This window comes from Streptomyces sp. SAT1, from assembly GCF_001654495.1.
GTDB classification, from domain to species: Bacteria; Actinomycetota; Actinomycetes; order Streptomycetales; family Streptomycetaceae; genus Streptomyces; species Streptomyces andamanensis.
Map to the genome: position 1 here is coordinate 7,393,012 of NZ_CP015849.1, position 24,064 is coordinate 7,417,075.

Here is a 24,064-nt window from a genome sequence, read left to right on the forward strand (position 1 = left end):
CCCTGATCGCACAGGCGGACGCGGGCCGGTGGCGGAACGCAGCACAATGTGCGGATGCAGACGGAAGACCGGTGCGGCAGACGGCGACAACTCCTCGACGCGCTGCGCCCCGAGCCGAAGACCGCTCCGCTGTCCGGGCGGGCGGTACGCGCCGACGTGCTGCTGGCGGTCGTCGTGACCGCCGCCGCTCTGATCGTCGCCGCGCGCCACCCCGGAGCCGGGCCCGTGGGCATCGCCCCGCCCCGGATCGACGGCGGCGACGGGCTCCCCCTGCCGCCGCCGCCCGGCCCCGGGCAGGCGCCCGCGCAGGACGACTCTCCTCCCGTCGCCTGGACCCTCGTCGTCCTGTCCACGCTGCCGCTCGCGCTGCGGCGCCGTCACCCGCTGACCGTCTTCACGGCGGTGCTGGGCGCGAGCCTGGCCCTCGGCGTCTCCGCCTCCTGGATCACCGTCCTGGCCTGCGTCGTCGCCGCCTACAGCGCCGTGGTGCACAGCCGGCACCGGATCGTGGCCGTCGCCGCCCTGCCGGCCGCCGCCGTGCTCGCCGGCGTGGTGTTCCGCGCTGCCGATCCCGTGCTCCCGGGCTGGTCGAGCCCGGGGTTCGTCCTGCTCGTGGCCGGGATGCTGGCCAGTCTGGTGCGCTTCCTGCACCTGCGGCTGGCCGCCAGTCGGGACCGGATCACCGAACTGCGGGCGGACCGGGAGCAGGCCATGCGCCGGGCCGTCGAGGAGGAGCGTGCCCGTATCGCCGCCGAACTGCACGACGTCGTCACCCACCACGTCAGTGTGATGGTGATCCAGGCGGGTGCGGCCCGCACGGTGATGGACGCGCTCCCGGAGCAGTCCAAGGAGTCCCTGCTGGCCGTCGAGGCGGGCGGCAGGGCCGCCCTGGCCGAACTGCGCCATGTGATGGGCCTGCTGGCAGCCCCGGACCACGAGAAGCCCGACGGCCTGGAGCCCCAGCCGGGGCTCGCACGGCTCGACGCGCTCATCGACGGGGTACGCGCCGCCGGGACGCCCGTGCGCGTCGGGCTGTCGCTGCCGCCGCAGCCGCTGCCACCGGGCGTGGACCTCGCGGCCTACCGCGTCGTGCAGGAGGCACTGACCAACACCGTCAGACACGCGCCCGGAGCGGAGGCGTCCCTCTCCATCGGCTACACCGACACCAGCCTGCGGATAGAGATCACGGACACCGGTGGTACGCGGAAGGCCCCGCCGGGGGAGAGCGGCGGCCGTGGCCACCTGGGGCTGCGCGAGCGACTCGCCGTCTACGACGGTGAACTGACGACCGGTCCGACCCGGGACGGCGGCTACCGCGTCACGGCCCGCATCCCGCGGAGCGCACGATGACGGCGGAGACCCGGCCGCTGCGCGCGGTCATCGCGGACGACCAGGCCCTCGTACGCACCGGCTTCAGGATGATCCTGGCCGCGGCCGGCATCGAGGTGACCGCCGAGGCGGCCGACGGGGCCGAGGCCGTCGCCGCGGTCCGCCGCACCCGGCCCGACGTCGTGCTCATGGACATCCGGATGCCGGGGACCGACGGCATCGAGGCCACCCGGCGCATCCTCGGCGGCGACGGCCCGCACGAGACCCGCGTCATCATCCTCACCACGTACGACCTCGACCACTACGTCTACGCCGCGCTCACGGCCGGCGCCAGCGGCTTCCTGCTCAAGGACGTCAGCCCGGAGCACCTGGTCGCCGCCCTGCGGCTGGTGCGGTCCGGCGACGCCCTCCTCGCCCCCGCGATCACCCGCCGGCTGATCGAACGCTTCGCCGGGCACGACGAACCGCGGACCGCCGCCCCGCACCGCGACCTGTCCGTCCTCACCCCACGCGAACTGGAGGTCCTCCGCCTGCTCGCGACGGGCCTGAGCAACGCCGAACTCGCCTCCCGCCTCGTCCTCAGCACCACCACGGTCAAGAGCCACGTCGGCCGCATCCTGTCCAAACTCGACCTCCGCGACCGCGTCCAGGCCGTCGTCCTCGCCTACGAGACGAGGCTGATCACCCCGGGGGAGGGCGCCCCGGACAGCAGCGGATGAGCGCGCACACCGGCGTCCGTGCTCCCGGACCGGGCGTTCGCGCCGTCCGGGAGCACGTCAGGAAGACGCTGCGCACCTCACCCGTGCGGGAGCGGGACCACGACGGCGTCCCGAGCCGGGCGGCCGGCCCGCAGGTCGTCGAGGTTGTCCTTGAACGTCCGGGCCACCGCGGCCGGTTCCCCGGGGAAGGCGAACGCGCAGTGCGGGGAGACCACCAGGTTCGGCGTCCGCCACCGCAGGTCGTCCGCGGGAAGCGGCTCGGTGTGGTGGACGTCGAGGAACGCCCCGCGCAGCGCGCCCGTCTCCAGGGCCTCGGACAGGGCCTCGTCGTCCACGGTGGCGGCGCGGCCGACGTTGACCAGCACCGCACCGGGCCGCAGCGCCGCGAACACCGCGGCGCCGACGAGACGCCGGGTCCCCTCGGCGGCCGGAAGGCAGCACACCACGTGGTCGGCGTCCGCGGCGGCTTCGGCCAGACGGTCCGCTCCCACGGTGCGGTCCGCCTCCGGGACCGCCACCTGCCCGGTACGGGTGACGGCGACGGACCGCGCGCCCAGCGCGCCGAGCCTGCGCAGCACGGCCCGGCCGATCCGCCCGGCCCCCACCACCAGGACGGTCGAGCCGCTCAGCATGGTGGCGGAGGAGGCGTACCAGGGGCGCCGCTGGGGTCGCGCCGACAGGGTCGAGAGGTCCTTGAGCAGCATCAGCAGGGCCGAGAGCGCGTACTCCGCGACGGGTTCGGCGGGCACCCGGGCCGAGGTGGTCACCAGCGTCCCGGGTGCGAGTCCGGCGGCGGCGAGATGGTCGGTGCCGGTGCCGGTGAGGTGCAGCCAGCGCAGGTTGGGCAGCAGCGGCAGGGAGCGCTCCGGGAAGTGCTGGCCGATCAGTACCTCGACCTCACCGAGCCGGCTCGCCGGCAGGCCGGGCAGCGCGGGGGCCAGTTGCTCCGCGGGCACCGGTGCCAGGTGCGGCAGCAGGTCCGCGGCCATCGCGGTGTGGGCGACGAACACCTTCGGAGCGTGCCAGGGACGTCCCGTCACCGGTGCACCGCCCGGTCCGCCAGGAGTTCGGTGACGGGATCGGCGCGGCCGAGGTCCGACAACTCGGTCACCAGGGCGCAGTTCCGCTTGATCTTGCCCGCGATCCAGGCGCGCAGCCAGGCCGCGAGGCCGGGGGCGGGCAGCCCGGACGGCGCGACTCCGGTGAGGACGGCCCCGGTGAGCGCGGCCCCGCCGACGTTCACCACCACATCGGGCAGCACCGTGTGCCCGGCCTCGCGCAGGAGGCGGCGTGCCGCCGGACCGCAGCTGAGGTTGCCGCCCTCGACGACGACGCGGGCGCGCACGTCCGGCACCGAGGCGGTGTCGACGGCGTCGGCCGAGGCGGCGAGGACCAGCACGTCCGCGTCCACGGTGAGCCAGGCCCGGCCGGGACCGAGGGAGCGCACCCGGTCCGGCAGCCGCGTACGGTCGACGGTGCCGTCCGCCGAGGTCACCGCGATCAGCCCGTCCGTGTCGAGACCGGCCGGATCGGCCAGGGTGCCGACGACGTCGGCGACGGCCACGACGCGGTGCCCGGCGCGCTGGAGATGGCGGGCCGCCGCCCGGCCCACCGCGCCGAAGCCCTGCACCACGACGCGCTGGGGACGGGTGGACCGCTGGGCCTCCAGCGTGCTCAGCGCGGCGGTCGCGACGCCGAAGCCGGTGATGTCGGACATGCTCCGGTAGAACTGCTCCCACGGCACGTCGAGCCGGGTGGCGCCGGGGACCTGGGTGAGGTCGTAGCCGGCCGCCGCGAAGCAGGCGTCGCGGTCCGCGGGCGTGATCCCCTGGTCGCAGCCCAGATACACACCGCCGTGCAGCAGCGGGCGGCTCACCCGGCCGAAGGTGCGCATCAGGCCGTCGCGGTCCGTGAGGGGCGCACGCGGGCGGATGCCCGCCTTGGCTCCGCCGATCGGCAGGTCGATCAGGGCGAGCTTCTGGGTCATCGCCCGTGCCAGGGAAGCCAGTTCGCGCTCGTCGACGGTCTCGGTCAGACGGGTGCCTCCCATGGCGAGGCCGTGCACGGTGCTGTCCACGACGACCCAGGCGTCGGCGGCGCAGCCGGGCAGGGTGAGGGTGGTGGTGAAGAGAGGGGAGGCCGGCAGAGCGTCGTCGCTGTGCAGGAGCTGGTGCATGATCACGTCTTTCTGGTTCCGTGGGGTGCGTCGGGGCGGGGCGCGAAGGCGCGGGGCGCGGATGCGGCGCGGCCGGAGCGGACCGGCCGTGCCAGGTGGGCCAGCGGTGTCAGGCGGTGCTCCGGCGCAGCAGGGCGTCCGCCTCGTCCTGGAGCGTGTCGAGGTCGTCGGCGACGACGCCCGCCGTCGAGACGTCCGGCAGGCGGCTCTCGATGTGGCGCAGCGGGCGGTAGCGCAGCCCGAGCACGCCCCAGAGCGCCAGCAGCAGACCGCCGCCCACCATCAGGAGCCCCATGTCCCGGCCCGGCCCCGTACCGCCGACGATCTGAGAGAACGGCGCGTGCCCGGCGAGCGGGCCGACGACGTGGTGCAGCAGGACGGGGGTGAACAGGAAGCCGAGCGGCATCAGCCCCGTGGCGAGCATCTGGTTGGTGGCCACGACCCGGCCCTGGAGTTCCAGGCCCACCTTGGCCTGGAGGATGGCGAGCCAGTGGGCGTTGAGGACGGCGTTGCACACCCACCACAGGAACAGGCCGACCCCCATGAGGACGGGCTCGGGGCGCAGCCCGATGAGCGCGTTCGCCAGGCCCATCCCGATCGTCATGCCGATCATGCCGTCGGCCCGGCGCCGGGTGCCGCCCCAGAACGCCATGGCCAGGCCGCCGGCCGCGGCGCCGAGTCCGCCGGCCGCGGTGACCAGGCCGAGCACGGCGGGACTGCCGGTGGACAGCACGAGGGGCGCCGTGAGCACGGTGGTGGTCGCGGTGACGTAGTTGACGACCACGAAGAAGAGCACCATCGCGACCATGGGCGGCCGCCGCGCCAGGAAGCGCCAGCCGCCCGTGACGGACGGCAGGAACCCCTCGCGACGGCGGCGGAAGAGCCGGTCGGGGAAGCGCACGAGCAGCAGGACGGCCCCGCCGGCGAGCACGGCGACCAGGTCGATGACGACCACCGCGGCCAGTCCGGCGACGCTGATCAGCGCACCGCCCAGGACCGGCGCGACAAGGGTGCTGAGGGCGGTGCCCAGTTGCACCACGCCGTTGGCCTGGGCGAGGTAGGGCTTGGGCACCAGCTGGGCCACCGAGGCGAGATAGGCGGGCCGCTGGAAGGCGGCGGTGAGCGAGGTGAGCGCGGCGAACACCGCGACCTCCCACACCCGGAGCGTCCCGGTCGCCGCCGCGGCGATGAGACCGGACAGGGTGACGCCGTACACGACGGCACACGCCAGCAGCACCCGGCGCCGGTCCCACCGGTCGGTGGCGGCGCCGCCCAGAGGAGCGGCCAGGAACGCCGGGAGCATCGCCAGCATGGTGATCACGGAGTAGGACGACACCTGGTGCGTCTTCTGGAACACCCAGACGCCGAGGCCGAAGGAGGTGAGCGCGGAACCGGTCATCGACGCCGTCTGGCCGAGGGCGAAGAGCCCGAACCGGCGCAGGTCGCGCCGCGCGGGGGCGCCGCCCGGCTCGGCCGGCGCGGGGCGTGGGGCCGGTGGCGAGGAGAGTCGTTCCTCGATGAGAGCGGCCAGGTCGGCGGCCTGGTGCTTGAGGAAGTAGTGGCCCGCGTGCGGGATGCTCGCCAGGGACACGTCGTCGGCGACGGCCGTCCACTCCCGGTAGCGCTCCTCGAAGAGTTCGGTGGTGCGGTCGCGGTCGCCCACGACGCACAGCAGGGGTGCCCGCAGCCGCCGCGGCGCGCGGCTGTCGAAACGGGCGGTGAACCAGTCGACCGCCTGGCGCGCGTCGTGCCGGACCGCGCGGATCACCGCGCTCCGCGTCTCCTCCTCCAGCTGCCCGCCGAGCGCCCGCAGCACGTCGTGGTACGCGCGGTCCGACGTGCGCCGGTCGTCGGGGAACCAGCGGTGCACCAGCGCGGACACCCGGCCGGGCAGCCGCGCGCTGGGGAAGGCCGCCCCCAGTACGACACCGGCGAGCTCCCGTCCCGTCTCCTCCAGCGCGAGGGCCAGCGCCACCGCGGACGCCGTTCCGACGCAGTGCCCGTAGACCAGCACCTCGCCGGCGTCCCGTTCGGCGAGTTCGTCCCGCACCCGGGCCACGACGTCGGTGAGGGACCGCAGTTCCTCGTCCGCGCGCGCGGGATCGTGGCCGGGCAGTTCCACGGCGAGCACCTGCACACCGGGCCGCCGTGCGGCGAGTTCGCGGGCGAGGGGCTGGTAGGAGGCCGCGGTGCCGCCCCCGTAGGGGACGCAGACGACGGTCAGCTCCGGTGACGTGCCGCCGGGAGGCCCGGCCAGCCGCTGGAGCAGCCCGGTGCCCGCCGCCGAGGGATCGTCGAGCAGCGTCGCCAGTTCCCGCACCGTGGGATGGGTGAAGAGGGACACGACCCGCAGAGCGGGGTCGATCAGGCGGGCGGCGCGCAGCGCGCCGAGGGAGTCGCCGCCCAGCGCGAAGAAGTCGGCGTCGATGTCGAGGTCCTGGCCGGGGAGTTCCAGCACCTCCTGCCAGGCCGCGGCGACACGCCGCTCGGCGGCGCTGCGCGGCGCGGTGCCGCCTGGGACCTGCTGACTCTCCGGTACGGGCAGAGCCGCGCGGTCCACCTTGCCGTTCGGGGTCAGCGGGATCGCGGGCAGCGGGACCAGGGCCGAGGGGACCATGTGGTCGGGGAGCTGCGCGCGCAGGGCGGAACGCACGGCCGCCGTGTCGAGCGGGACCCGGTCGTCGGCGGGGACGAGCCAGGCGACCAGGCGGCGCCGGTGCGCGTCGCCGACGGCCAGCGCGACCGCCTCGCGCACCGCGGGCAGCGCCCGGCAGGCCGCCGCGACCTCGCCGGGTTCCACCCGGTACCCGCGTACCTTGACCTGGTCGTCCAGGCGCCCGAGGAACTCCAGGAGACCGTCGGCGCGCACGCGCACCCGGTCTCCCGTGCGATAGCAGCGCCGCATTCCGCCGACCGGATCGGGGACGAAGGCGCGCTCGGTGGCCTCGGTGTCCCCGGCGTAACCGCGGGCCACGCCGGGACCGGCGATCCAGAGTTCTCCCGCCGTGCCCGTCGGTGCCGGCCGGCCGGCGCGGTCGACGACGTAGCAGACGGCGCCGGGGAACGGCGTCCCGAGCGGTACGGAGGTGGCGGCCCCCGGGTCACCGGTGCCGGCGGGCTCGCATCCGAGGACGGAGACGGTCGTCTCGGTGGGACCGTAGTGGTTGTGCAGCCGCAGAGCGGGCCGCGCCGCCCGCACCCGCACGACGAGCTCGGGCGGACACGCCTCCCCGGCGAGCACCAGGACACGGCGGGGCAGCACCTGGGCCAGGTCGCCGTGCGCCGCGAGGAGTTCGAGATGACTGGGCACCATCTTGACGACGTCCACCGGATGGGCGGCGAAGTACGCGGCGAGGCCGACGGGGTCGATGGCACGCTCGCGCTCCAGCAGATGCAGCGTGCCGCCGCTCACCAGCGCCCCGAACAGGGAGAGGTACCCGAGGTCGGCCGCCGCCGTGGACAGCAGGGCGAAGGACCGGCCGTGCCCGTCGATCCGCTCCAGGGCGGCGTGCAGATAGTGGGTGAGGGAACGGTGTTCCACCCCGACGCCCTTGGGCGTGCCGGTCGTCCCGGACGTGAAGATGAGGTAGGCGAGCTGGTCCTCGCGCACCTGCGGGCCCGGCCGTGACCGGCCGTCGCCGCCGTCCGCGGTGGACACGTCCTCGGTGACCAGTGCCTGCGCCGCCCGCACACGGCCGGCCGACGACCGGCGGGTCAGCACGCATCGCGCCCCGGACGCCGCCACGGTACGGGCGAGCCGTTCGTCGGGATGGGCGGGTTCCAGGGGGACGAAGGCCGCGCCGGCCTTGAGCACACCGAGCAGCGCCACGGGCAGGTGGACGTCCCGCTCGGCCAGCACCCCCACCGGCTCACCGGCACGGACTCCGGCGGCGAGCAGGGCGGCGGCGACGCGGGTGGCCCGTGCGTCCAGTTCGCCGTAGGTCAGGGAGCCGTCCTCCGCCACGACCGCCGCCCGCCCGGGTGCGGTCCGTCCCCAGCGCGCCACCAGCTCGGGCACGGGCTCCGTCGGATAGCCGCGGACCGGCCCGTACAGGACGCCCTCCTCCGGGTCCGTCGGGAGCAGGTCGCCGACGGTCCGCCCGGGGTCCTCGGCCAGCGCCGTCAGTACGCGCAGATAGGAGTCGGCGAGCCGTCGCGCCGTCGCGGCGTCGAAGCGCTCGCGGCGGTACTGCAGCACCCCGCTCAAAGGGCCCTCGGCGCCCTCCTCGAAGCAGTGCAGCGCCAGCTCGGCCTTGACTGCGCCGGTCGCGATCTCGGTGAACCGCGTGGTGAGGCCGGGGAAGAGGCGGGTGGGGCCGGGCCGGACGTACAGGTTCGCCATCGTGTCGAAGAGGGGCGCGGCGGCTTCCGCGCGTGCGGCGCGCACGTCCCGCACGACGCGTTCGAAGGGGACGTCCGCCCGGCTCAGCGCGTCGAGCACGACGTCGCGCACCTCGGCCAGCAGGCGCCGGCCCGACCACGCGGGGGACAGGACCGTCCGCATCACGACCGTGTTGACGAACGGGCCGACGGCCTGTCCGGCGCGGGCCGAGTGCCGCCCGCCGTCCGGGACGCCGACGGAGATGTCCTCGCTGTCGGACACCCGGGCCAGCAGCGCCTGCCAGCCGGCCAGCAGCACCATGAACAGGGTGACACCGTTGTCGGCGGCGAGGGCGGCGAGGCGTGCCCTGAGGTCCGGTGGGAAGGCGAGGGGGACGCCGTCGCCCGCGTCGGAGGGGACCGGCCGGGCGGGGCGGTCCGCGGGCAGCTCCAGCACGGGGCACGCGTCGCTCAACCGCTTTGTCCACCACGGGGCATGACGCTCCGTCAGGTCGCCGGACCGGTCGGCGACGGCTTCCGCGTACTGCGGCGGGCGCGGGGGAAGGGGTCCCTGTCCCAGGTGGTGGGTGTAGAGCGCGGCCAGATCGGAGACCAGGAGGCCGTTGGAGGCGGCGTCGGTCGCCAGATGGTGCAGGACCAGCAGCAGCGCGTGCTCCTGCTCGCCGAGGCGGAAGCAGGCGACGCGCAGCGGGCATTCGTGTTCGGGCGCGATCGGCCGCCGCACATGGTCTTGGACCAGCCGGTCGAGCTCGGCCCCGGCATCCGGGGCGTCCCGGAGGTCCACGAAGTCCAGGGGGACCGCGGAGGCCGGACCGGTGACCAGGACAGGGGACGGGCCCGACGCGTCGACGGTGCTGCGCAGCACGTCGTGCCGTTCCGCGAGCGCCCGCAGCGCCGCCCGCAGCGCCGGGCCGTCCAGCGGGCCGCTCATCCGCAGCAGGACCGGGACCAGATACGCGCTGCTGTCCGGCTGGAGCTGGGAGGCGAGCCACATCGCCTGCTGCGCGGGGCTCAGCGGTACGGGGCCCTCCTGCCGCGGCGGAGCCTCCTGCGGACCCCGCGACCTGCGGGCGGACAGCAGGGCGCGCAAGCGGTCCTGGTCGGTGCCCGAGGCCGCGGCCGTCGTGTCGTTCATGACGTGCCCTCCTCGTCCGCCGGGTCCTGAGCCGCGTCCAGTGCGGCCAGCGCCCGCTGTTCGACCTCGGCGGCCAGCTCGCGCAGCACCGGCAGGGCGAACACCGTGCGCACCGACACGTCGACCCCGAGCGCGTCCCAGATCTCACCGGCGACCCGCATCGCCGTCAGCGAGGTTCCCCCGAGGTCGAAGAACGAGTCGGAGGCCGCCACGTCCTTCACCGGCAGCAGCCGCTCCCACGTGTCCGCCAGGAACTCCTCGACGACGGTGGACGGCGCGACGCGCCGCCGCTCCCCGGGATCCTCCGCTCTCACCACGGGTGGCGGCGGGGGCAGCACGAGGGCCGAGCAGGAGCGGTCGGGCGCCGCGGTGCCCTCGGCGAGGACCTGGAGGAACCCGTCCAGCAGAGCGGCCGCCGCCGCCTCGCCGAAGCAGTCGAGGTCGTGGACGAGATGGATCTCGGTACCCGACACCGTCGTGTTGACGAGGAAGGTGGCGTCGTCCCTCGCGACGCCGGTGTCGCGTTCGCCGAGCACCCGCAGGGTCACCGGCCCCGCGACGGCCTCGACGGGCGCCTCCGCGGGACGCATGGAGAGCGAGACGGGCGTCAGGGGCGCGCCGGGACGGACCGGGAGCCCGGCCGCGACGGCCGCCTCGGCGAGCGCTGCGGCAGGGAGCGCCGTGTGGGCCAGCGCCCGGTTGCGGGCGAGTGCCGCCCGCGCGGCCACGGTGCGGAAACTCTCGCCGGGCGCGCGGCGGACCCGGACCGGGGAGACGAAGAGCAGCGGACCCACGACCCGGTCGAGTTCCGGTACGGGACGCCGGGCCACCGGCACGTTGACCAGAAGGTCGTGCCGGCCGGTCCAGTGGCCCATCAGCACATGGAGCGCCGCCAGGTGCACCGCGAACTCCGAGACGCCCGAGGAGGCCGCCAGGTCCCGTACGGCGGCGGCGGTCCCGGACGGCAGAGGGCGGACCAGCCGGGCACCCCGGTGGGCGGGCGTACCCGCGCGGGCCCGGCGAGCGAGGTCCCACGGAGGCAGGGACCCGTGCAGCTCGTCGCGCCAGAACGCGCGGTCGGCCGCGGAGGAGAGCGTGTGCACCTGCTCCTCCCAGCGCGCCACGTCACCGAGCTGCACGGCCGGTTCCGGCACGGGCCGACCGCCGAGCGCCGCGGCGAGCTCCTCCAGGAGCAGGCCGCCCGACCACCCGTCGAAGGCCAGATGGTCCACGGCGAGCACCAGCCGGGCACGGTCCGGGGCGGTACGGACGAGCGTGGCGCGCAGCAGCGGTGTGTCGTCGGGCGCGAAGACCTGCCGGGCCGCGGCGTCCAGGAGCGCTTCCGTCTCCTGCGCCGTGCGGTGTGCCGCCTCGTGCTCGGTGAAGGGCACGGGTGCCGCGGGCAGCACATGGGCCACCGGGCCCCCGCCGGACTCGCGGACGACGGTGCGCAGGGCCTCGTGCCGCAGGACGACCGCGTCGAGGGCGGTACGGATCGCGTCGGTGCTGACGGCGCCGTCGACGCCGAGCACGAACGCCTCCGTGGTGACGCCGGGCTCCGGGCTGATCTGCCGGGTCCGCCAGAGTTCGCGCTGCATGTCGCCGAGCGGGGACGCGACGGCGTCCGGCAGCCGTGACGGCGCGGGCATCGGGGGCGCGACGCCGACGAGCCCGGCCAGCGCCGCCACGGTCGGCTCGGAGAGGAAGGCGCCCAGCGGGACGGCCGCTCCCCACTCGGCGCGGACCCGGGCGAGGACACGCGCGGCGGCCAGGGAGTGTCCTCCCAGGAGGTCGAAGCGGTCGGTGCGGCCCACCGGCCGGGCGAGGCCGAGCACCTCGGCGACGATCGCCGCCAGCCGTGTCTCCGCTCCCGGCCGCGCGGCCTCGCCCGGCTCCGCCGTTTCGGCGGCAGGCAGCACGGCCGCGAGCGCCTTGCGGTCGACCTTCCCGTTGCTGCTGCGCGGCAGGCGGTCCGTCACCAGGACGCGGGACGGCACGAGGTAGTGCGGGAGGCGGTCCCGCAGCACGCGGAGGATCTCCTCCTCGGCCGGTGGCGCCGAAGCGGTGCCGCCCGTCTCCACGTGCGCGTGCAGCGTGTGTGCCCCGGTGCCGTCCGGACGGGCGAGGACCACGGCGTGGCGTACGCCCGGCAGCGTCGCGAGGACCGCCTCGGCCTCACCGGGCTCGACCCGGAAGCCGCGCACCTTGACCTGCTCGTCGAGACGGCCGAGGTAGTGCAGGACGCCGTTCGTGCGCCGCACCAGGTCGCCCGTCCGGTAGCGCGTGCCGCCCGGTGCGGCGGGATCGGCGACGAAGCTCGCCGCCGTGGCCTCGGGATCCCCCAGGTAGCCGAGCCCCACCAGCGGCCCGGCGACCCACAGTTCGCCCGCTGTCCCGTCCGGCACCACGCGCTGCCCAGCGTCGCGCACCGTCAGCTCGCAGTCCGCGACGGCCGTGCCGATGGGCGGCGTGCCCGTCTCGTGGCGGCCTATCGGGTGGGTGGCGCAGAAGACGGTGCACTCGGTGGGCCCGTAGAGGTTGACCACGGCCTCCACACCGGGCTGCGCGTACAGCTGGTCGACCAGCGGGCGCGGCACCGGCTCCGCACCGGCGTTGACCCGGCGCACCCCCGGCGGCAGCGGGCGCTCCAGCAGCATCGCGAGCGCGGACGGCGGCGCGCTGATCATGGTGATCTCGTCGCGCGCGGGCAGATCGGGCAGCGCCAGGACGTCGTCGGCGAGGACGACGCTTCCTCCGGCGCACAGCGGGCCGAAGATCTGGTGGACGGACGCGTCGAAGGACAGCGACGCGGACGCCAGCCCCACCGCCAGGTGCGCGGGTGCGATCGTGCGGCTCATCCACCGCAGGAGGGCGAGGACGGAGCGGTGCGGGATGACCACGCCCTTGGGAACGCCGGTGGAGCCCGACGTGAACAGGACGTACGCCTCTTCGCCGGGCGGTGCCGGACGCGGGGCGGGACCGCCCGCGGCGTCCCGGTGCGCGACACCGTCGACGATCAGGGGGCGCGCTCCGGCCGCGGCGACGACGGGTGCCAGTACGGCGGTGGTGAGCACCTCGCGGATCCCGGCGGCGCGGACCATGTGAGCCAGCCGGGACGGCGGGAGCGCGGGATCGAGGGCCACACAGGAACCGCCTGCCCGCCACACCCCCAGGAAGGCGGCCACCGTGCGCTCGTCGCGGCCCATACAGATGCCCGTCCGGCTTCCCGGAGCGGTCGGCAGGAGGGCGCTGATCCCGGCGGCGAGAACCATCAACTCCTCGTACGAGGTGCGGTGTTCACCGGAGATCACCGCGGTCGCGCCGGGCCGGCGGGAGGCCTGCTGGGCCACCAGGTCGAATGCGGTCCGGGGAGGGGGACACTCCTCGGTCTGCTGCTGTCGCGGGGGGTGGACCGGCATGGGACGGCTCCAGATCGTGTGGGCGCCGGGATGTGGCGCGGGTGACGCGTGGGGGCCTGCCCCCATGGGTGGGGGAGCGGCCGGGATGAGAGGAGGAGGCGGACGACCGGGGGCGCGTCGGCATTCCGACGGCGGACGGCCGTCCGGTCAGCGGGAGTCTTCGCGGGACGTGGCCGTGCCGGTACGGGCGTCGCGTTCCCGCAGCAGGGCCGCCAGCAGGGGCCGCCCCGCCGACGGTACGTGCCGGGAGCCGGACGCCATCCGCCCGGTGCCGAGGCGCTGCGCGGCGCGCGAGCGCAACGCGGCCCGGTCCAGCTTGCCGCTGCTGGTCAGGGGGACTTCGTCGAGCGGCGCATAGTGCGCGGGCACGTACGCGGGGGGCAGGACGGAGGCGAGATGGGTGCGCAGCGCGGAGGTGAGCGCGCGCGAGGAGACGTCGGCACCGGCCCCGCGGACCCAGGCCACGAGTGCGGTGTCCTCACCGGTCCGGACCGCCACCACCACGGCTTCCTCCACCGAAGGATGGGAGCGCAGATGGTGCTCGATCTCCTGCGGCTCGATGCGCTGCCCGCGGATCTTCACCTGGTCGTCGGTCCGTCCCAGGTACTCCAGGCCCCCTTCGCCCAGCCGCACCCGGTCGCCCGTCCGGTACATCCGGCGGACGGCGGAACCGGCCGGGGCGGGCACGAAAGCGCGGGCGGTCCGCTCCGGATCGTCGAGATAGCCGAGGGCCAGGGGCACGCCCCCGATGCACAACTCGCCCTCGCCGCCCCGGGGAACCGTGCGGCCGTCCTCGCCGACGACGAGCAGGGTGCAGTTGTCGACCGGCCGGCCGATGAGGACGCGTTCGATGTCCGGTGCCGAGGCCGGGACCGTCCAGTGGCTGACGTCGATGGCGGCCTCGGTGGGGCCGTAGAGGTTGTGCAACGCGGCGGGGAGGGTGTTCACACAGGTGCGCGCCACTTCCAGCGGCAGCGGTTCACCGCTGCAGTAGACGTGCCGCAGGGAGGTGCAGCGGGCCGCGTCGCGATGCCGGAGGAACTCACGGAGCATGGTGGGGACGAAATGGCAGAGGGTGATGCCCTGTTGCCGGATGGCGCGCGCCACCAGTCCCGGGTCGCGATGCTCCTCGGGCGGCAGCAGGACACATGTGCCACCGGAGATCAGAGGGAGCCACAGTTCCCAGCCCGACACATCGAACGTGACCGGTGTCTTCTGCAGGACGCGGTCCCCCGGCCCCACCCCGTAGGCGTCGCGCATCCACACCAGGCGGTTGGCGAGGGCGGTGCTCGCCAGGACTACCCCCTTGGGCGTCCCCGTCGACCCCGAGGTGAACAGCACGTAGACGGGCTGCTCGGCGGAGACCGGCGGGAGCGGCGCCGGTTCCGCGTCAGCGGCGCCCTCGAACCGCGCGGGCACGGTGACGGTGCGCAGTCCCGGTCCGGCCACACGGCTCCGCGTGGCGTCGGTGACCAGCGCCAGCGTGCTGCGCGACACGTCCAGCACGCGGCGCAGGCGCTCCGGTGGATCGTCCGCGTCCAGCGGGAGATAGGAGAGCCCCGCCTTCCAGACGGCGAGCAGCGCCACGAGCAGGTGCACACCCCGCGGAACGGCCACCGCCACCGGCCGCCCCGGCGGCGCCTCGGCACCCAGAAGACGGCTCAACTCGTCGGACCAAAGCTCTAGTTGACGATAGGTCAGGCTCTCGCCCGCGCATTCGACGGCGACGGCGTCGGGCCTGCCGCCGGCCGCCTCCCTGATCAGCCCGGGGACCCCGGCGGGAAAGGAGCAGGCTGTCCGCCGACCGGATAACTCGGCTCTGTACCGGTCCTGTTGGGGGTGCACATCCGCTCCACTCGTCCGTGGCCGATTTCAGGCGAACCTATAGAAGTGGTGACGAGCAAAACAAGAGTCCCAGAGGGACGTGCCCGGATGTCCTTCCGGCCCCCGGGGCACGCGCAGGCGGGCACCGGGCCGTGCGTCCCGCGGACCCCGCGGGCGGCGACGGCTCACCGATGACCCGCTCCGAGGCGGCCGGACGGCCGCGGCCGCCCCGGCTCCGGCGGCGTACGGCGTCCGGCTTCCTGCGGCGGTCCCTCGGACAGCCGCCCACCAGGCGCGTCACCATCGCGTCAAGGTCCCCCCGCTCCCGGTCAACATCTCGTCAGGGACGGCCGGGACCGGGCGCGGGCGGGCATAACGTCGATGGCGAGCCCCGGTCAGCCTCCCCGCGTCCGGGGCCTCTCAGCTCCCTTTCCGGAGGTATTCCATGGAAGAACTCCTGTCCGCCGAGGACCCCGAGCCGTCCGATCGGTCCCCGGCCGGCCCCCTGTACGTCCCGGTCCGGCCGGGCCCCCGCGGTTGCGCGGCCCGCCTCTTCCGCACCCCGCTCGGCGACCGCACGGCCGTCGGCTTCACCTCCGAGCGCAGGCTCACCACGACGCTCGGCGCCGGTCAGGCCTGGATCCGCCTCGCCGAGCCCGCGCTGCGCGCACTGGCCGCACCGCTCGGCGCCGTCACCGTCACGATCGACCCGCTGTTCACGGCCCCGCCCCCGGGCCCGGCCGGCCCGGCGCCGGCCGTCCTGGAAGCGGCACTGACCGCCCCGGCCCAGCGCGTCGGCCGAGAGGAGAGCAGGCGATGACCACCGTTCACGAACCCGCCCTCCCCGAGACGCCCGCCGCGCCGCGGGTGTGGCCCGCCTCGACCACCGAGCCCCGCCCCGGCGACCTGGCCGTGGGCGGAGTACCGCTCGCGGAGATCGCCGACCGCTTCGGCACGCCCGTCTACGTCCTCGACGAGGCCGAGGTGCGGCACCGCTGCCGGACCTACCGGGACGCCTTCCCGGACGCCGAAGTCCTCTACGCCGCCAAGGCGTTCCTGTGCCGGGCCATGGTCCGCTGGATGGACGAGGAGGGCCTCGGTCTCGACGTCTGCTCGGCCGGCGAACTGGAGCTCGCGGTCACCGCGGGCTTCCCGCCGGAGCGGATGGTGCTCCACGGCAACGCCAAGTCCCCCCGGGACCTGGAGACGGCTCTCCGGCTGGGTGTCGGCCGTATCGTCATCGACAGCCCCTCGGAGATCGCCCGGCTGGCCGCCGCCGTGGGCCCGAGCGGCCGCCAGAAGGTCATGGTGCGGGTGGTGCCCGGCATCAGCGCGGGCGGCCACGAGAAGATCCGCACCGGCACGGACGACCAGAAGTTCGGGCTGTCCATCGCGGACGGCTACGCCCAGCACGCCATCGCACGCATCCTCGGCCAGCCCCAGCTCCGCCTCACCGGCCTGCACTGCCATCTGGGCTCGCAGATCACCGGCGTCAAGCCGTATCTCGCGGCCGTACGCCGCATGGTCGGCCTGATGGCCCGCCTGCACGACCAGCACGGCCTGGTCCTGCCCGAACTCGACCTCGGCGGCGGCCACGCCATCGCCTACCGGCCCGGCGACGACGCCCTCGACCCGGCGTCGCTGGCACGCAGGGTCCGCACCGAACTCGCCGACGCGTGCGCCTCGGCCGCACTCCCCGTCCCCCGGCTGGTCATCGAACCGGGGCGGGCGATCGCCGGTCCGGCCGGAATCGCCCTGTACCGCGTCCTGGCCGTGAAGCACTCGGGCGGGAAGGTGTTCGTGGCCGTGGACGGCGGCATGAGCGACAACCCCCGGCCCGCCCTGTACGGCGTCCGCTACGCACCCCGCCTGACCGGCCGGAACAGCACGGCGGCCCCGGCGCGGGTCACCGTGGTGGGACGGCACTGCGAGGCCGGCGACATCGTGGCCTGCGACGCCGGACTCCCCGCCGACGTCCGCCCCGGCGACCTCCTCGCGCTCCCCGCGGCCGGCGCCTACCACCTGTCCATGGCCTCCGGCTACAACCTGGTCGGCCGCCCGCCCGTGGTCGCCGTACGCGACGGCCTCGCCCGGCTGCTGGTCCGCCGGGAGTCCATCGAGGACATCCGCAGCCGGGACGTGGGCCTGTGACCGCGACCGAGGAGCGGCGGCGGCACCTGTCACCGCACCGTGCCCGGCACGTACGCCACCGTGGAAGCGGCCCCCGCCCGCCGGGCCGGAACCGGGGCGGCGGGACCGGCCCGGCGAGCACGGGGGCCGGGACGGTCGGGCACGGACCGACGTCCCCGCCCGCGCGCTCAGGGTCCGCCGAGCCGGGGCAGCGGGGCGGGACGTGTACGCGCGAGCCGCCCGGGTACCCGTCGCCACTGACGCGTCCCAGCGACGCCGGGCGTGCCCACCACCCACGGCACGTCCCGTCCCCCCACCGCGTACGGTCCGGAGCGAGGGCCCCACATGCACCTCACCCCAGAGCCGCGGTCCGGCACCGCGGCAGCTCACGTCCCGCCCCTGCGGGGCCGCGTCGCCGTCGTCACCGGAGCGGCCCGCGGCATCGGCGCGGCCCTGACCCGGCACCTGTCCGCAGCCGGGATGCACATGGCCCTGCTCGGCCGCGAGGCGCAGTCCCTGCGCGTCGCCGCGGCCTCGCTCGGCACCCCGAGCCTGTGCGTCGAGTGCGACGTCACCGAGCCGGAGGCGCTCGACGAGGCCGCGCGGCAGGTGGCGGACCGGCTCGGAGCCGCGTCCGTGGTCGTCGCCAACGCGGGCGTCGCGGCCGGCGGCCCCTTCCGGCTGACCGACGCCGGACTGTGGAGGCGCGTCATCGACGTCAACCTCACCGGCTCCGCCAACACCGCGCGAGCCTTCCTGCCGCAGCTCGCCCGCACGCACGGCTACTTCCTCCAGATCGCCTCCACCGCCGCGTTCGGCTCGGCCCCCATGATGAGCGCGTACTGCGCCTCCAAGGCGGGCGCCGAGTCCTTCGCGCAGGCCCTGCGCGGCGAGGCCGAACCCGACGGGATCGCGGTCGGCATCGCCTACCTGCACTGGACCGGCACCGACATGCTCACCGGCATCGACGACCACCCGGTACTGCGCGCCCTGCGTTCCCACCAGCCGCGGTTCGCCCGCCGCGTGCACACGCCCGAGCAGGTCGCCGCCTGGCTCACCGCCGGTGTCGCACACCGCGCCGCCCGTGTCTACGCACCCCCCTGGCTGCGCTGGTGCCAGCCGCTGCGCCCCCTGTTCCCCGCCCTCGTCTCCCATGTCGCCCGCCGGGAGATGAGGCGCACACCCGCCGCCGACCTCGCGGACGCCACCGGAGTCATGGGCGCGGGCGGAAACGCCGACTGGGAGGCGTACACGTCCGCCGGGCGCGGCCGGTCCACGCGGTCGCGGTGAGCGGGACGCCGCAGCAAAGGTGTGTGTGTCCGTCAGGGTGTGCCGGGGTGCCGGCCGTCCGCCGGTCCGCCGTGAGCCGTCCGGGCGGGGTCCGCGGGGGAGAGCGCGGCGAGTAGCCGGAGCCTCTCGTCGCTCTCGCCGCCCTTGTCCGGGTAGTAGACGACGAGGATGACATCGTCGACGGGGAACTTGTCGCGGTGCAGGCGCAGTTCACCGACGACGGGGTGGTGGACCGTGGCCGTGCCTCCGTCGAGGGCGCGGACGTCGTGGCGGGCCCACAGGACGCGGAACCGCTGGCTGGACAGTGCCAGCTCCCCGACCAGCTCGACGAACCGGGGGTTGTCCGTGTCGTCGCCGACGGTGACGCGGAGGGCGGCGACGGCATCGGCGGTCGCTCGCGTCCAGTCCTGCTGGAACGCCCGCTCCTCGGGATCGAGAAGAAGAGAACGAAGCCGGTTCTCGCCGGGCCGCAGACGGGGGGAGAGCGCGATGGCCATGGCATTGGAGGCCAGCACGTCGAACGCGCGCCCTTCGACGAACGCGGGCACCTGGAGGTGGGCGAGCAGCTCGTGCACCCGCGCCGGTACGTGTTCGGGACGCCTGCGGCGCGGCGCCCTGGGACGCGCCGTCGCGAGGCCGAGGAGACAGGTCCGTTCGACGGCATCGAGCCGCAGGACACGCGCGAGCGATTCCAGGACCTGCGGCGAGGGGTTCCTGTCGCGTCCCCGTTCCAGACGCAGGTAGTAGTCGGGGCTGATCCCGGCGAGCAGGGCGACCTCCTCACGCCGCAGGCCCGGGACGCGGCGGTTGCCCCCGGGCGGGAGCCCCGCCTGGGCCGGGGAGACCAGCTCACGCCGGGCGCGGAGATAACTGCCGAGCCGGTTGCCGGATTCCTCGTCCTTCATACCGACACCCTTCATACCGACACCGTAATGCGGAACGCGTGGCGCAGCGGGGGCCCTGACAGGACCAGGGAAGAAGGGAGCCCTGCCACGACCCGCGCATGCCGTCGAGACTGCGGGAAGCACCGGTGTCGTCTCGTACCGGAAGCGCCGGTGCTGTCTCGTACCGGAAGCACCGGTTCGAGGCGGACAGCGAACACCACCGTCCGCGCCGCGGCACCGGACACCGGCGGCGCCTTCCGAAGGGAAGACCCAGTGGATCTCTCCGACCGCACCGTTCTCGTCGTCGGCGGAACCTCCGGCATCGGGCGCGAGCTCGCCCGGCGGTTCGCCGCGGCGGGCAGCACCGTGGCCGTCGGCGGCCGCGACCCGCGGGCCCTCGCCGGACTCGCCGATGAAGGCTTCGGCACGATCCGCGTCGACGTCACCGACGGCGCCTCCGTCGCATCCGCCCGTGACACCGTGCTCGCCCGTCACCCCGAGCTGGACACGGTGGTGACGATGGCGGGCGTCATGCTCCTGGAGGACCTGCGCGATCCCGCGCACTTCGAGACGGCGGCGACGACGATCGAGACCAACCTGCTCGGCACCATCCGGGTCATCGACGCCTTCACCCCGCACCTGGTACGGCGCGGCTCCGGCACCTTCGTCACCGTCACCTCCGGCATCGCCTTCCTCCCCTTCCCGCCCATGCCCAGCTACGCCGCCTCCAAGGCCGCGGTGCACGCCTACTCCGAGGCACTGCGCGCACAGCTCGACGGCACCGGCGTCGGCGTCGTCGAACTCGTCCCCCCGGCCGTCGCCACAGCGGGCCAGGAGAAGGTGAACCCGCACGCCCTGCCCCTGGACGGCTTCGCCACCGAGGCCATGCGCCTGCTCGCACAGGACCCCACCCCGCACGAGATCCTCGTGCAGGGCGCCCTCGCGCACCGCTGGGCCGAGCGCGACGGCACCTACGACGACCTCGTCGCACGGCGCTCCCAGGCGCTGACCATGCTGCCCGGCCGCCGCGGCTGACCCCGTCGCCCCGATCGGGCGGCCTCCGTGACAGAGGCGCCTCAGGCCGCCCCGTCCCGCCCGGCATGCGCGGGCCCGGACCCACCGGCCGGTCCGGACCCGTCGGCCGGACCGAGGACCGCTGCCACGAGCCGGCGCGCGTACGCGGTGTCGAGCCCGTCCGGGCGGAAGAGGATGCGGTACATCAGAGGGGCGACGACATGGTCGACGACCGTCTCGACGCCGGGTGTCTCCTCCCCGCGTTCCGCCGCCCGGCCGAGGACGACTCCGATCTGCTCGGCGGCGTAGGCGGAGCACTGGCCGGCGTTGCCGCCGTCCGGGTCGCCGAGCAGGGCGTCGCGGACGTAGGCGCGGCCGGCCGGTGAGGACATCTCGTCCAGGAACTGCTCGGCCCAGACGGTCAGGTCGGACGACAGGGTGCCGTGGTCCCCGGGCGCGGTCTCGGGCCGCAGACGCTCGACCGCCACGTCCGACAGCAGTTCCTGGAGGTCCCCCCAGCGGCGGTAGACCGTCGAGGGCGTCACGCCCGCGCGCTGGGCGATCATCGGCACCGTCAGGGCGTCGCGGCCCACCTCGGAGGCGAGTTCGCGCACAGCGGCGTGCACCGATGCCTGGACCCGGGCGCTGCGCCCGCCGGGCCGTACCATCTGCCTGCTCATACGCACCAGCTTAAAGCGACATCATTGCGTCTGGCGGCGTCCGGCGAGCCGCGCGGCCCGGTGCGGGAGCGCGGGCGGGCCGGGTCTGCTCGTAGGCGTGGCCGACCCGCAGGAGGACGTCCTCCTCGAACGGCCGCCCGAGAAGCTGCATGCCGACGGGCAACCCCGCCGCGTCCTGGCCGACCGGTACGGACAGGGACGGCATGCCGGTGATGTTGGCGGGCGAGGACAGGCGTACATAGGCGTCGGAGACGCTCTCGACCGTGCCGTCGGCCCAGGTGACGGTCTCCTCGCCGGCCCTGACGGCGGTCATCGGGACGGTGGGGGCGGCGATCAGGTCGACGTCCCGGAACAGACGGGCCCACTCCTGTCGCATGAGGGTGCGGGAACGCTGTGCGCGCAGATAGTCCCCGGCGGTCATCAGTTCGCCCGCCTCGAGAAGGATGCGGACATCGGGCTGGTAGAGCTCGGGAGCGGTGCGCAGGGTGTCCTCGTGGTACGCGGTGGCCTCGGGCACCATCAGGCCCCACTGGGTGGCCTGCATGTAGCGCGTCATGGGGATCTCCACCTCGACGAGACGTGCCCCGAGGGCCTGGAGCCGGTCGACGGCAAGCCGGACGGCGGCCTCGGTCTCGGGACCGACATGGTCGAAGTAGTAGGTGCGCGGCACACCGACGCGCAGACCGGCCAGGTCCGTCCCCGCGTCCGGCCGGTAGTCCGTGGCCTGTGCCTGTGCCTGTGCCCGTGCGGGAACGGAGGCGGGATCGCGGGCATCGTGCGCGGTCAGCGCGGCCAGGACCAGGGCCGCGTCCCCGGCGGTGCGGGTGATCGGGCCGACATGGTCCAGCGACCAGGACAGGGACGTGACGCCGCGGCGGGGCAGGAGCCCGTACGTCGGCTTGAGGCCGACCACTCCGTTGAGCGCGGCGGGCACCCTGATGGAACCGCCGGTGTCGGTGCCCAGCGCGAAGGTCGCCGTTCCGGCGGCGACGGCCACGGCGGACCCGCCGCTGGAGCCGCCCGCGATCCGGCCCTGGTCCCAGGCGTTGCGGGTCTGCGGGGTGGTCAGGCCGTAGGCGAACTCGTGCGTGTGTGTCTTGCCCAGCAGGACCGCACCGGCTTCCGCCAGGCGCGCCGCGACCGTGCTGTCGGCCTGCGCGCGGTGGCCCGCGCGGACCCGGGAACTGGCCGTCGTCGCCACGCCCGCGACATCGATCAGGTCTTTGACGCCCATGGGGATGCCGTGCAGCGGCCCGCGGTGGCGGCCTGCCGCGATCTCGCGTTCGGCCGCGCGTGCGCTCGCGCGGGCGCGCTCGGCGGTGACGGTGACATAGGCCCCGAGGTGCGGCTCCCGCTGCGCGATGCGGTCCAGGACGGAGTCCGTCAGCTCGACGGGGGACAGCTGCCGGGACCTGATCGCGGCGGCGGCAGCCGTCAGGGAGAGTTCATACGGCTGCATCGTGCGCCTCCTGCGCCGCTCGGTAGGCGGGGGCGGGCGGGGTGTCGCCGAAGTCCAGCTCGCGCAGGACCGCGACGACGGAGTGGATGTGGCTCGCGGTGGCCGCGACCGCGCCGTGGCGGTCGGCCGGCAGCGGGAGCCCGCCGCGGGCGGCCCAGCGGGCCGCTTCGGACGGGGTGATGTCTCCGAAGGGCATGGATCTCCTCTGCTTGGACTGAAGGATGCTCGGGCTGAAGGTCGCTCTGGGCTGAAGGTCGCTCGGAATGAAGTCCGTGTGGGCTGCGGCCTTCGCGCCGGAGCGGAGCGGCGAAGCGCGCACTCCGACACCAAAAGCGAAATCTTTGCGTTAGCCCACCGTAGGCGCTACCGTGACCTAACGCAAACCCATAGCTTTAAGAGCAGGACTTCCGTGCGCCGAAGGCCGGCGGGAGGGAAGCCCGGCCCGCCCGCGCACCGGCGACTTGCCTGCCGTGACGAGAACCGGACCAAGAACCGGACCAAGAACCGGACAAGAACCGGACAAGAACCGGACGAGAACCGAAGGACAGAGCGACCATGAGCACCGCACCGGCCGACCGACCGGCCCCCGCCCCTTCCTGGACCCTGGGTGACGTCACCGTCCACCGCGTCGACGAGATCCCGCTGCCGCCCGCCACCGGTGCCTGGCTGCTGCCCGGCGCCACCCCGGATCTCGTCACCGCCGAGGACTGGCTGCGCCCGCACTTCGCCGACGCCGAAGGGACCCTCCGCCTCGACAGCCACAGCTTCGCGTTCACCCTCGGCGGCCTGCGGGTCCTGGTCGACACCGGCATCGGCAACGGCAAGGAACGGGCCAACCCCGCCTGGCACGACCTGGACACGGACTACCTCCGGGCCCTCACCGCCGCCGGATTCCCTCCGGACTCGGTCGACCTGGTGATCCTCACCCACCTGCACGCCGACCACGTCGGCTGGAACACACGGGAGGCGGACGGCGAGTGGACTCCGACCTTCCCGCGCGCCCGGTACCTGACCTCCCGCACCGAACGGGAGTTCTGGGCCGGGTACGACATGGAGGAGGCGCGCGCGCAGATGTTCCGCGACTCGGTGCTCCCGGTGGAGGAGGCGGGACTGCTCGACCTCGTCGACATCCCGGCCGAGGGCGTCGACGTCGTCCCGGGTCTGCGCCTGCTGCCCACCCCCGGCCACACCCCCGGCCATATCGCCGTCGAGCTGACCGGCCGCGACCGGACGGCGCTGATCACCGGCGACTGCGTCCACCACCCGGTGCAGTTCGCCCACCCCGGCATCGGCGCCTGCGTCGACATCGACCCGCGGCGGTCCGAGACCACGCGCCGCGCACTGCTCGCCTCGCTGGCCGGGACCGACACACTCGTACTGGGCACGCATTTCGCATCGCCCACCGCCGGCCGTGTCGTCCTCCGTGAGGGCGGATACCGGCTCTCGCCCGTGCCCGCGGACGGGCCCTGACGGACGACCGACGACCGACGACGACCGGCCACCCGCCACGCGGTCCGCCCCGCCGCGGGTCAGGTGGCGTCGGGCGACAGGATCCGCCGCCCGGCCGATCTCCCTGCGTGGGGGCCATTTCCCGGAAATGTCGTACGGGCGTTTGATATTCGATACTGGCCGGATCCGGCCATCGTGGCGCTGTCGCACATTTT

General features: G+C 74.8%; 16 protein-coding genes. 7 read left to right on the top strand and 9 right to left on the bottom strand.

From position 1 onward, the window contains the following. The first annotated feature begins 54 nt into the window (after positions 1-54). Positions 55-1,350, top strand: coding sequence for a sensor histidine kinase (locus A8713_RS31425; RefSeq protein WP_064537106.1), 1,296 nt, complete (start codon positions 55-57; stop codon positions 1,348-1,350). Then, on the top strand, positions 1,347-2,048 hold the full coding sequence (locus A8713_RS31430; RefSeq protein ID WP_064537107.1) for a response regulator: 702 nt from the start codon (positions 1,347-1,349) through the stop codon (positions 2,046-2,048). Before A8713_RS31425 ends, A8713_RS31430 begins: the two co-directional genes overlap by 4 nt. Positions 2,049-2,125: 77 nt before the next feature. Here the strand turns inward: A8713_RS31430 and A8713_RS31435 are convergent, their stop codons facing one another. The 5 genes from A8713_RS31435 to A8713_RS31455 form a co-directional block, all read right to left on the bottom strand. Continuing rightward, a complete protein-coding gene (locus A8713_RS31435) occupies positions 2,126-3,058 on the bottom strand; it encodes a D-2-hydroxyacid dehydrogenase (RefSeq protein ID WP_064537108.1) in 933 nt (310 codons plus the stop codon). A 26-nt stretch (positions 3,059-3,084) separates the two neighbouring features. Beyond that, positions 3,085-4,224, bottom strand: a complete 1,140-nt coding sequence (locus A8713_RS31440) for a Glu/Leu/Phe/Val dehydrogenase dimerization domain-containing protein (protein ID WP_064537838.1) — start codon at positions 4,222-4,224, stop codon at positions 3,085-3,087. Between the two features lie 109 nt (positions 4,225-4,333). Beyond that, positions 4,334-9,700 (bottom strand): non-ribosomal peptide synthetase/MFS transporter, encoded by a 5,367-nt coding sequence (locus A8713_RS31445; RefSeq protein WP_064537109.1) that lies wholly within the window; start codon positions 9,698-9,700, stop codon positions 4,334-4,336. Then, on the bottom strand, positions 9,697-13,119 hold the full coding sequence (locus A8713_RS31450; RefSeq protein WP_159393142.1) for a non-ribosomal peptide synthetase: 3,423 nt from the start codon (positions 13,117-13,119) through the stop codon (positions 9,697-9,699). Before A8713_RS31450 ends, A8713_RS31445 begins: the two co-directional genes overlap by 4 nt. Positions 13,120-13,266: 147 nt before the next feature. Beyond that, positions 13,267-14,964 (bottom strand): amino acid adenylation domain-containing protein, encoded by a 1,698-nt coding sequence (locus tag A8713_RS31455; RefSeq protein WP_079159213.1) that lies wholly within the window; start codon positions 14,962-14,964, stop codon positions 13,267-13,269. A 424-nt stretch (positions 14,965-15,388) separates the two neighbouring features. Here A8713_RS31455 and A8713_RS31460 point away from each other — a divergent pair, with 424 nt between their 5' ends. The 3 genes from A8713_RS31460 (at position 15,389) to A8713_RS31470 (ending at position 18,363) form a co-directional block, all read left to right on the top strand. Continuing rightward, positions 15,389-15,763 (top strand): SAV_915 family protein, encoded by a 375-nt coding sequence (locus A8713_RS31460; RefSeq protein ID WP_064537112.1) that lies wholly within the window; start codon positions 15,389-15,391, stop codon positions 15,761-15,763. Beyond that, on the top strand, positions 15,760-17,094 hold the full coding sequence (gene lysA, locus A8713_RS31465) for a diaminopimelate decarboxylase (protein ID WP_064537113.1): 1,335 nt from the start codon (positions 15,760-15,762) through the stop codon (positions 17,092-17,094). The genes A8713_RS31460 and lysA overlap by 4 nt, the downstream gene beginning before the upstream one ends. A 324-nt stretch (positions 17,095-17,418) precedes the next feature. Further along, positions 17,419-18,363 carry an SDR family oxidoreductase gene (locus A8713_RS31470; RefSeq protein WP_064537114.1) on the top strand — a complete coding sequence of 315 codons (945 nt, stop codon included), beginning with the start codon at positions 17,419-17,421 and terminating at the stop codon, positions 18,361-18,363. 32 nt (positions 18,364-18,395) lie between these two features. On the opposite strand, the gene A8713_RS31475 is transcribed toward A8713_RS31470, so the two are convergent. Next, positions 18,396-19,268 (bottom strand): helix-turn-helix domain-containing protein, encoded by an 873-nt coding sequence (locus A8713_RS31475; RefSeq protein ID WP_064537839.1) that lies wholly within the window; start codon positions 19,266-19,268, stop codon positions 18,396-18,398. A gap of 252 nt (positions 19,269-19,520) precedes the next feature. On the opposite strand from A8713_RS31475, the gene A8713_RS31480 reads away from it, so the two are divergent. After that, on the top strand, positions 19,521-20,282 hold the full coding sequence (locus A8713_RS31480) for an SDR family oxidoreductase (protein ID WP_064537115.1): 762 nt from the start codon (positions 19,521-19,523) through the stop codon (positions 20,280-20,282). A gap of 41 nt (positions 20,283-20,323) precedes the next feature. On the opposite strand, the gene A8713_RS31485 is transcribed toward A8713_RS31480, so the two are convergent. The 3 genes from A8713_RS31485 to A8713_RS31495 are packed head-to-tail and all read right to left on the bottom strand — an operon-like array spanning position 20,324 to position 22,596. Then, positions 20,324-20,941, bottom strand: coding sequence for a TetR/AcrR family transcriptional regulator (locus A8713_RS31485; RefSeq protein WP_107440749.1), 618 nt, complete (start codon positions 20,939-20,941; stop codon positions 20,324-20,326). A gap of 10 nt (positions 20,942-20,951) precedes the next feature. Continuing rightward, positions 20,952-22,400, bottom strand: coding sequence for an Asp-tRNA(Asn)/Glu-tRNA(Gln) amidotransferase GatCAB subunit A (locus A8713_RS31490; protein WP_064537117.1), 1,449 nt, complete (start codon positions 22,398-22,400; stop codon positions 20,952-20,954). Next, positions 22,387-22,596, bottom strand: a complete 210-nt coding sequence (locus A8713_RS31495; RefSeq protein WP_064537118.1) for a hypothetical protein — start codon at positions 22,594-22,596, stop codon at positions 22,387-22,389. Before A8713_RS31495 ends, A8713_RS31490 begins: the two co-directional genes overlap by 14 nt. Before the next feature lie 359 nt (positions 22,597-22,955). Here A8713_RS31495 and A8713_RS31500 point away from each other — a divergent pair, with 359 nt between their 5' ends. Then, entirely contained in the window at positions 22,956-23,870 is a 915-nt protein-coding gene (locus A8713_RS31500) for an MBL fold metallo-hydrolase (RefSeq protein ID WP_064537119.1), read from the top strand. The last annotated feature ends 194 nt before the right edge of the window (positions 23,871-24,064 follow it).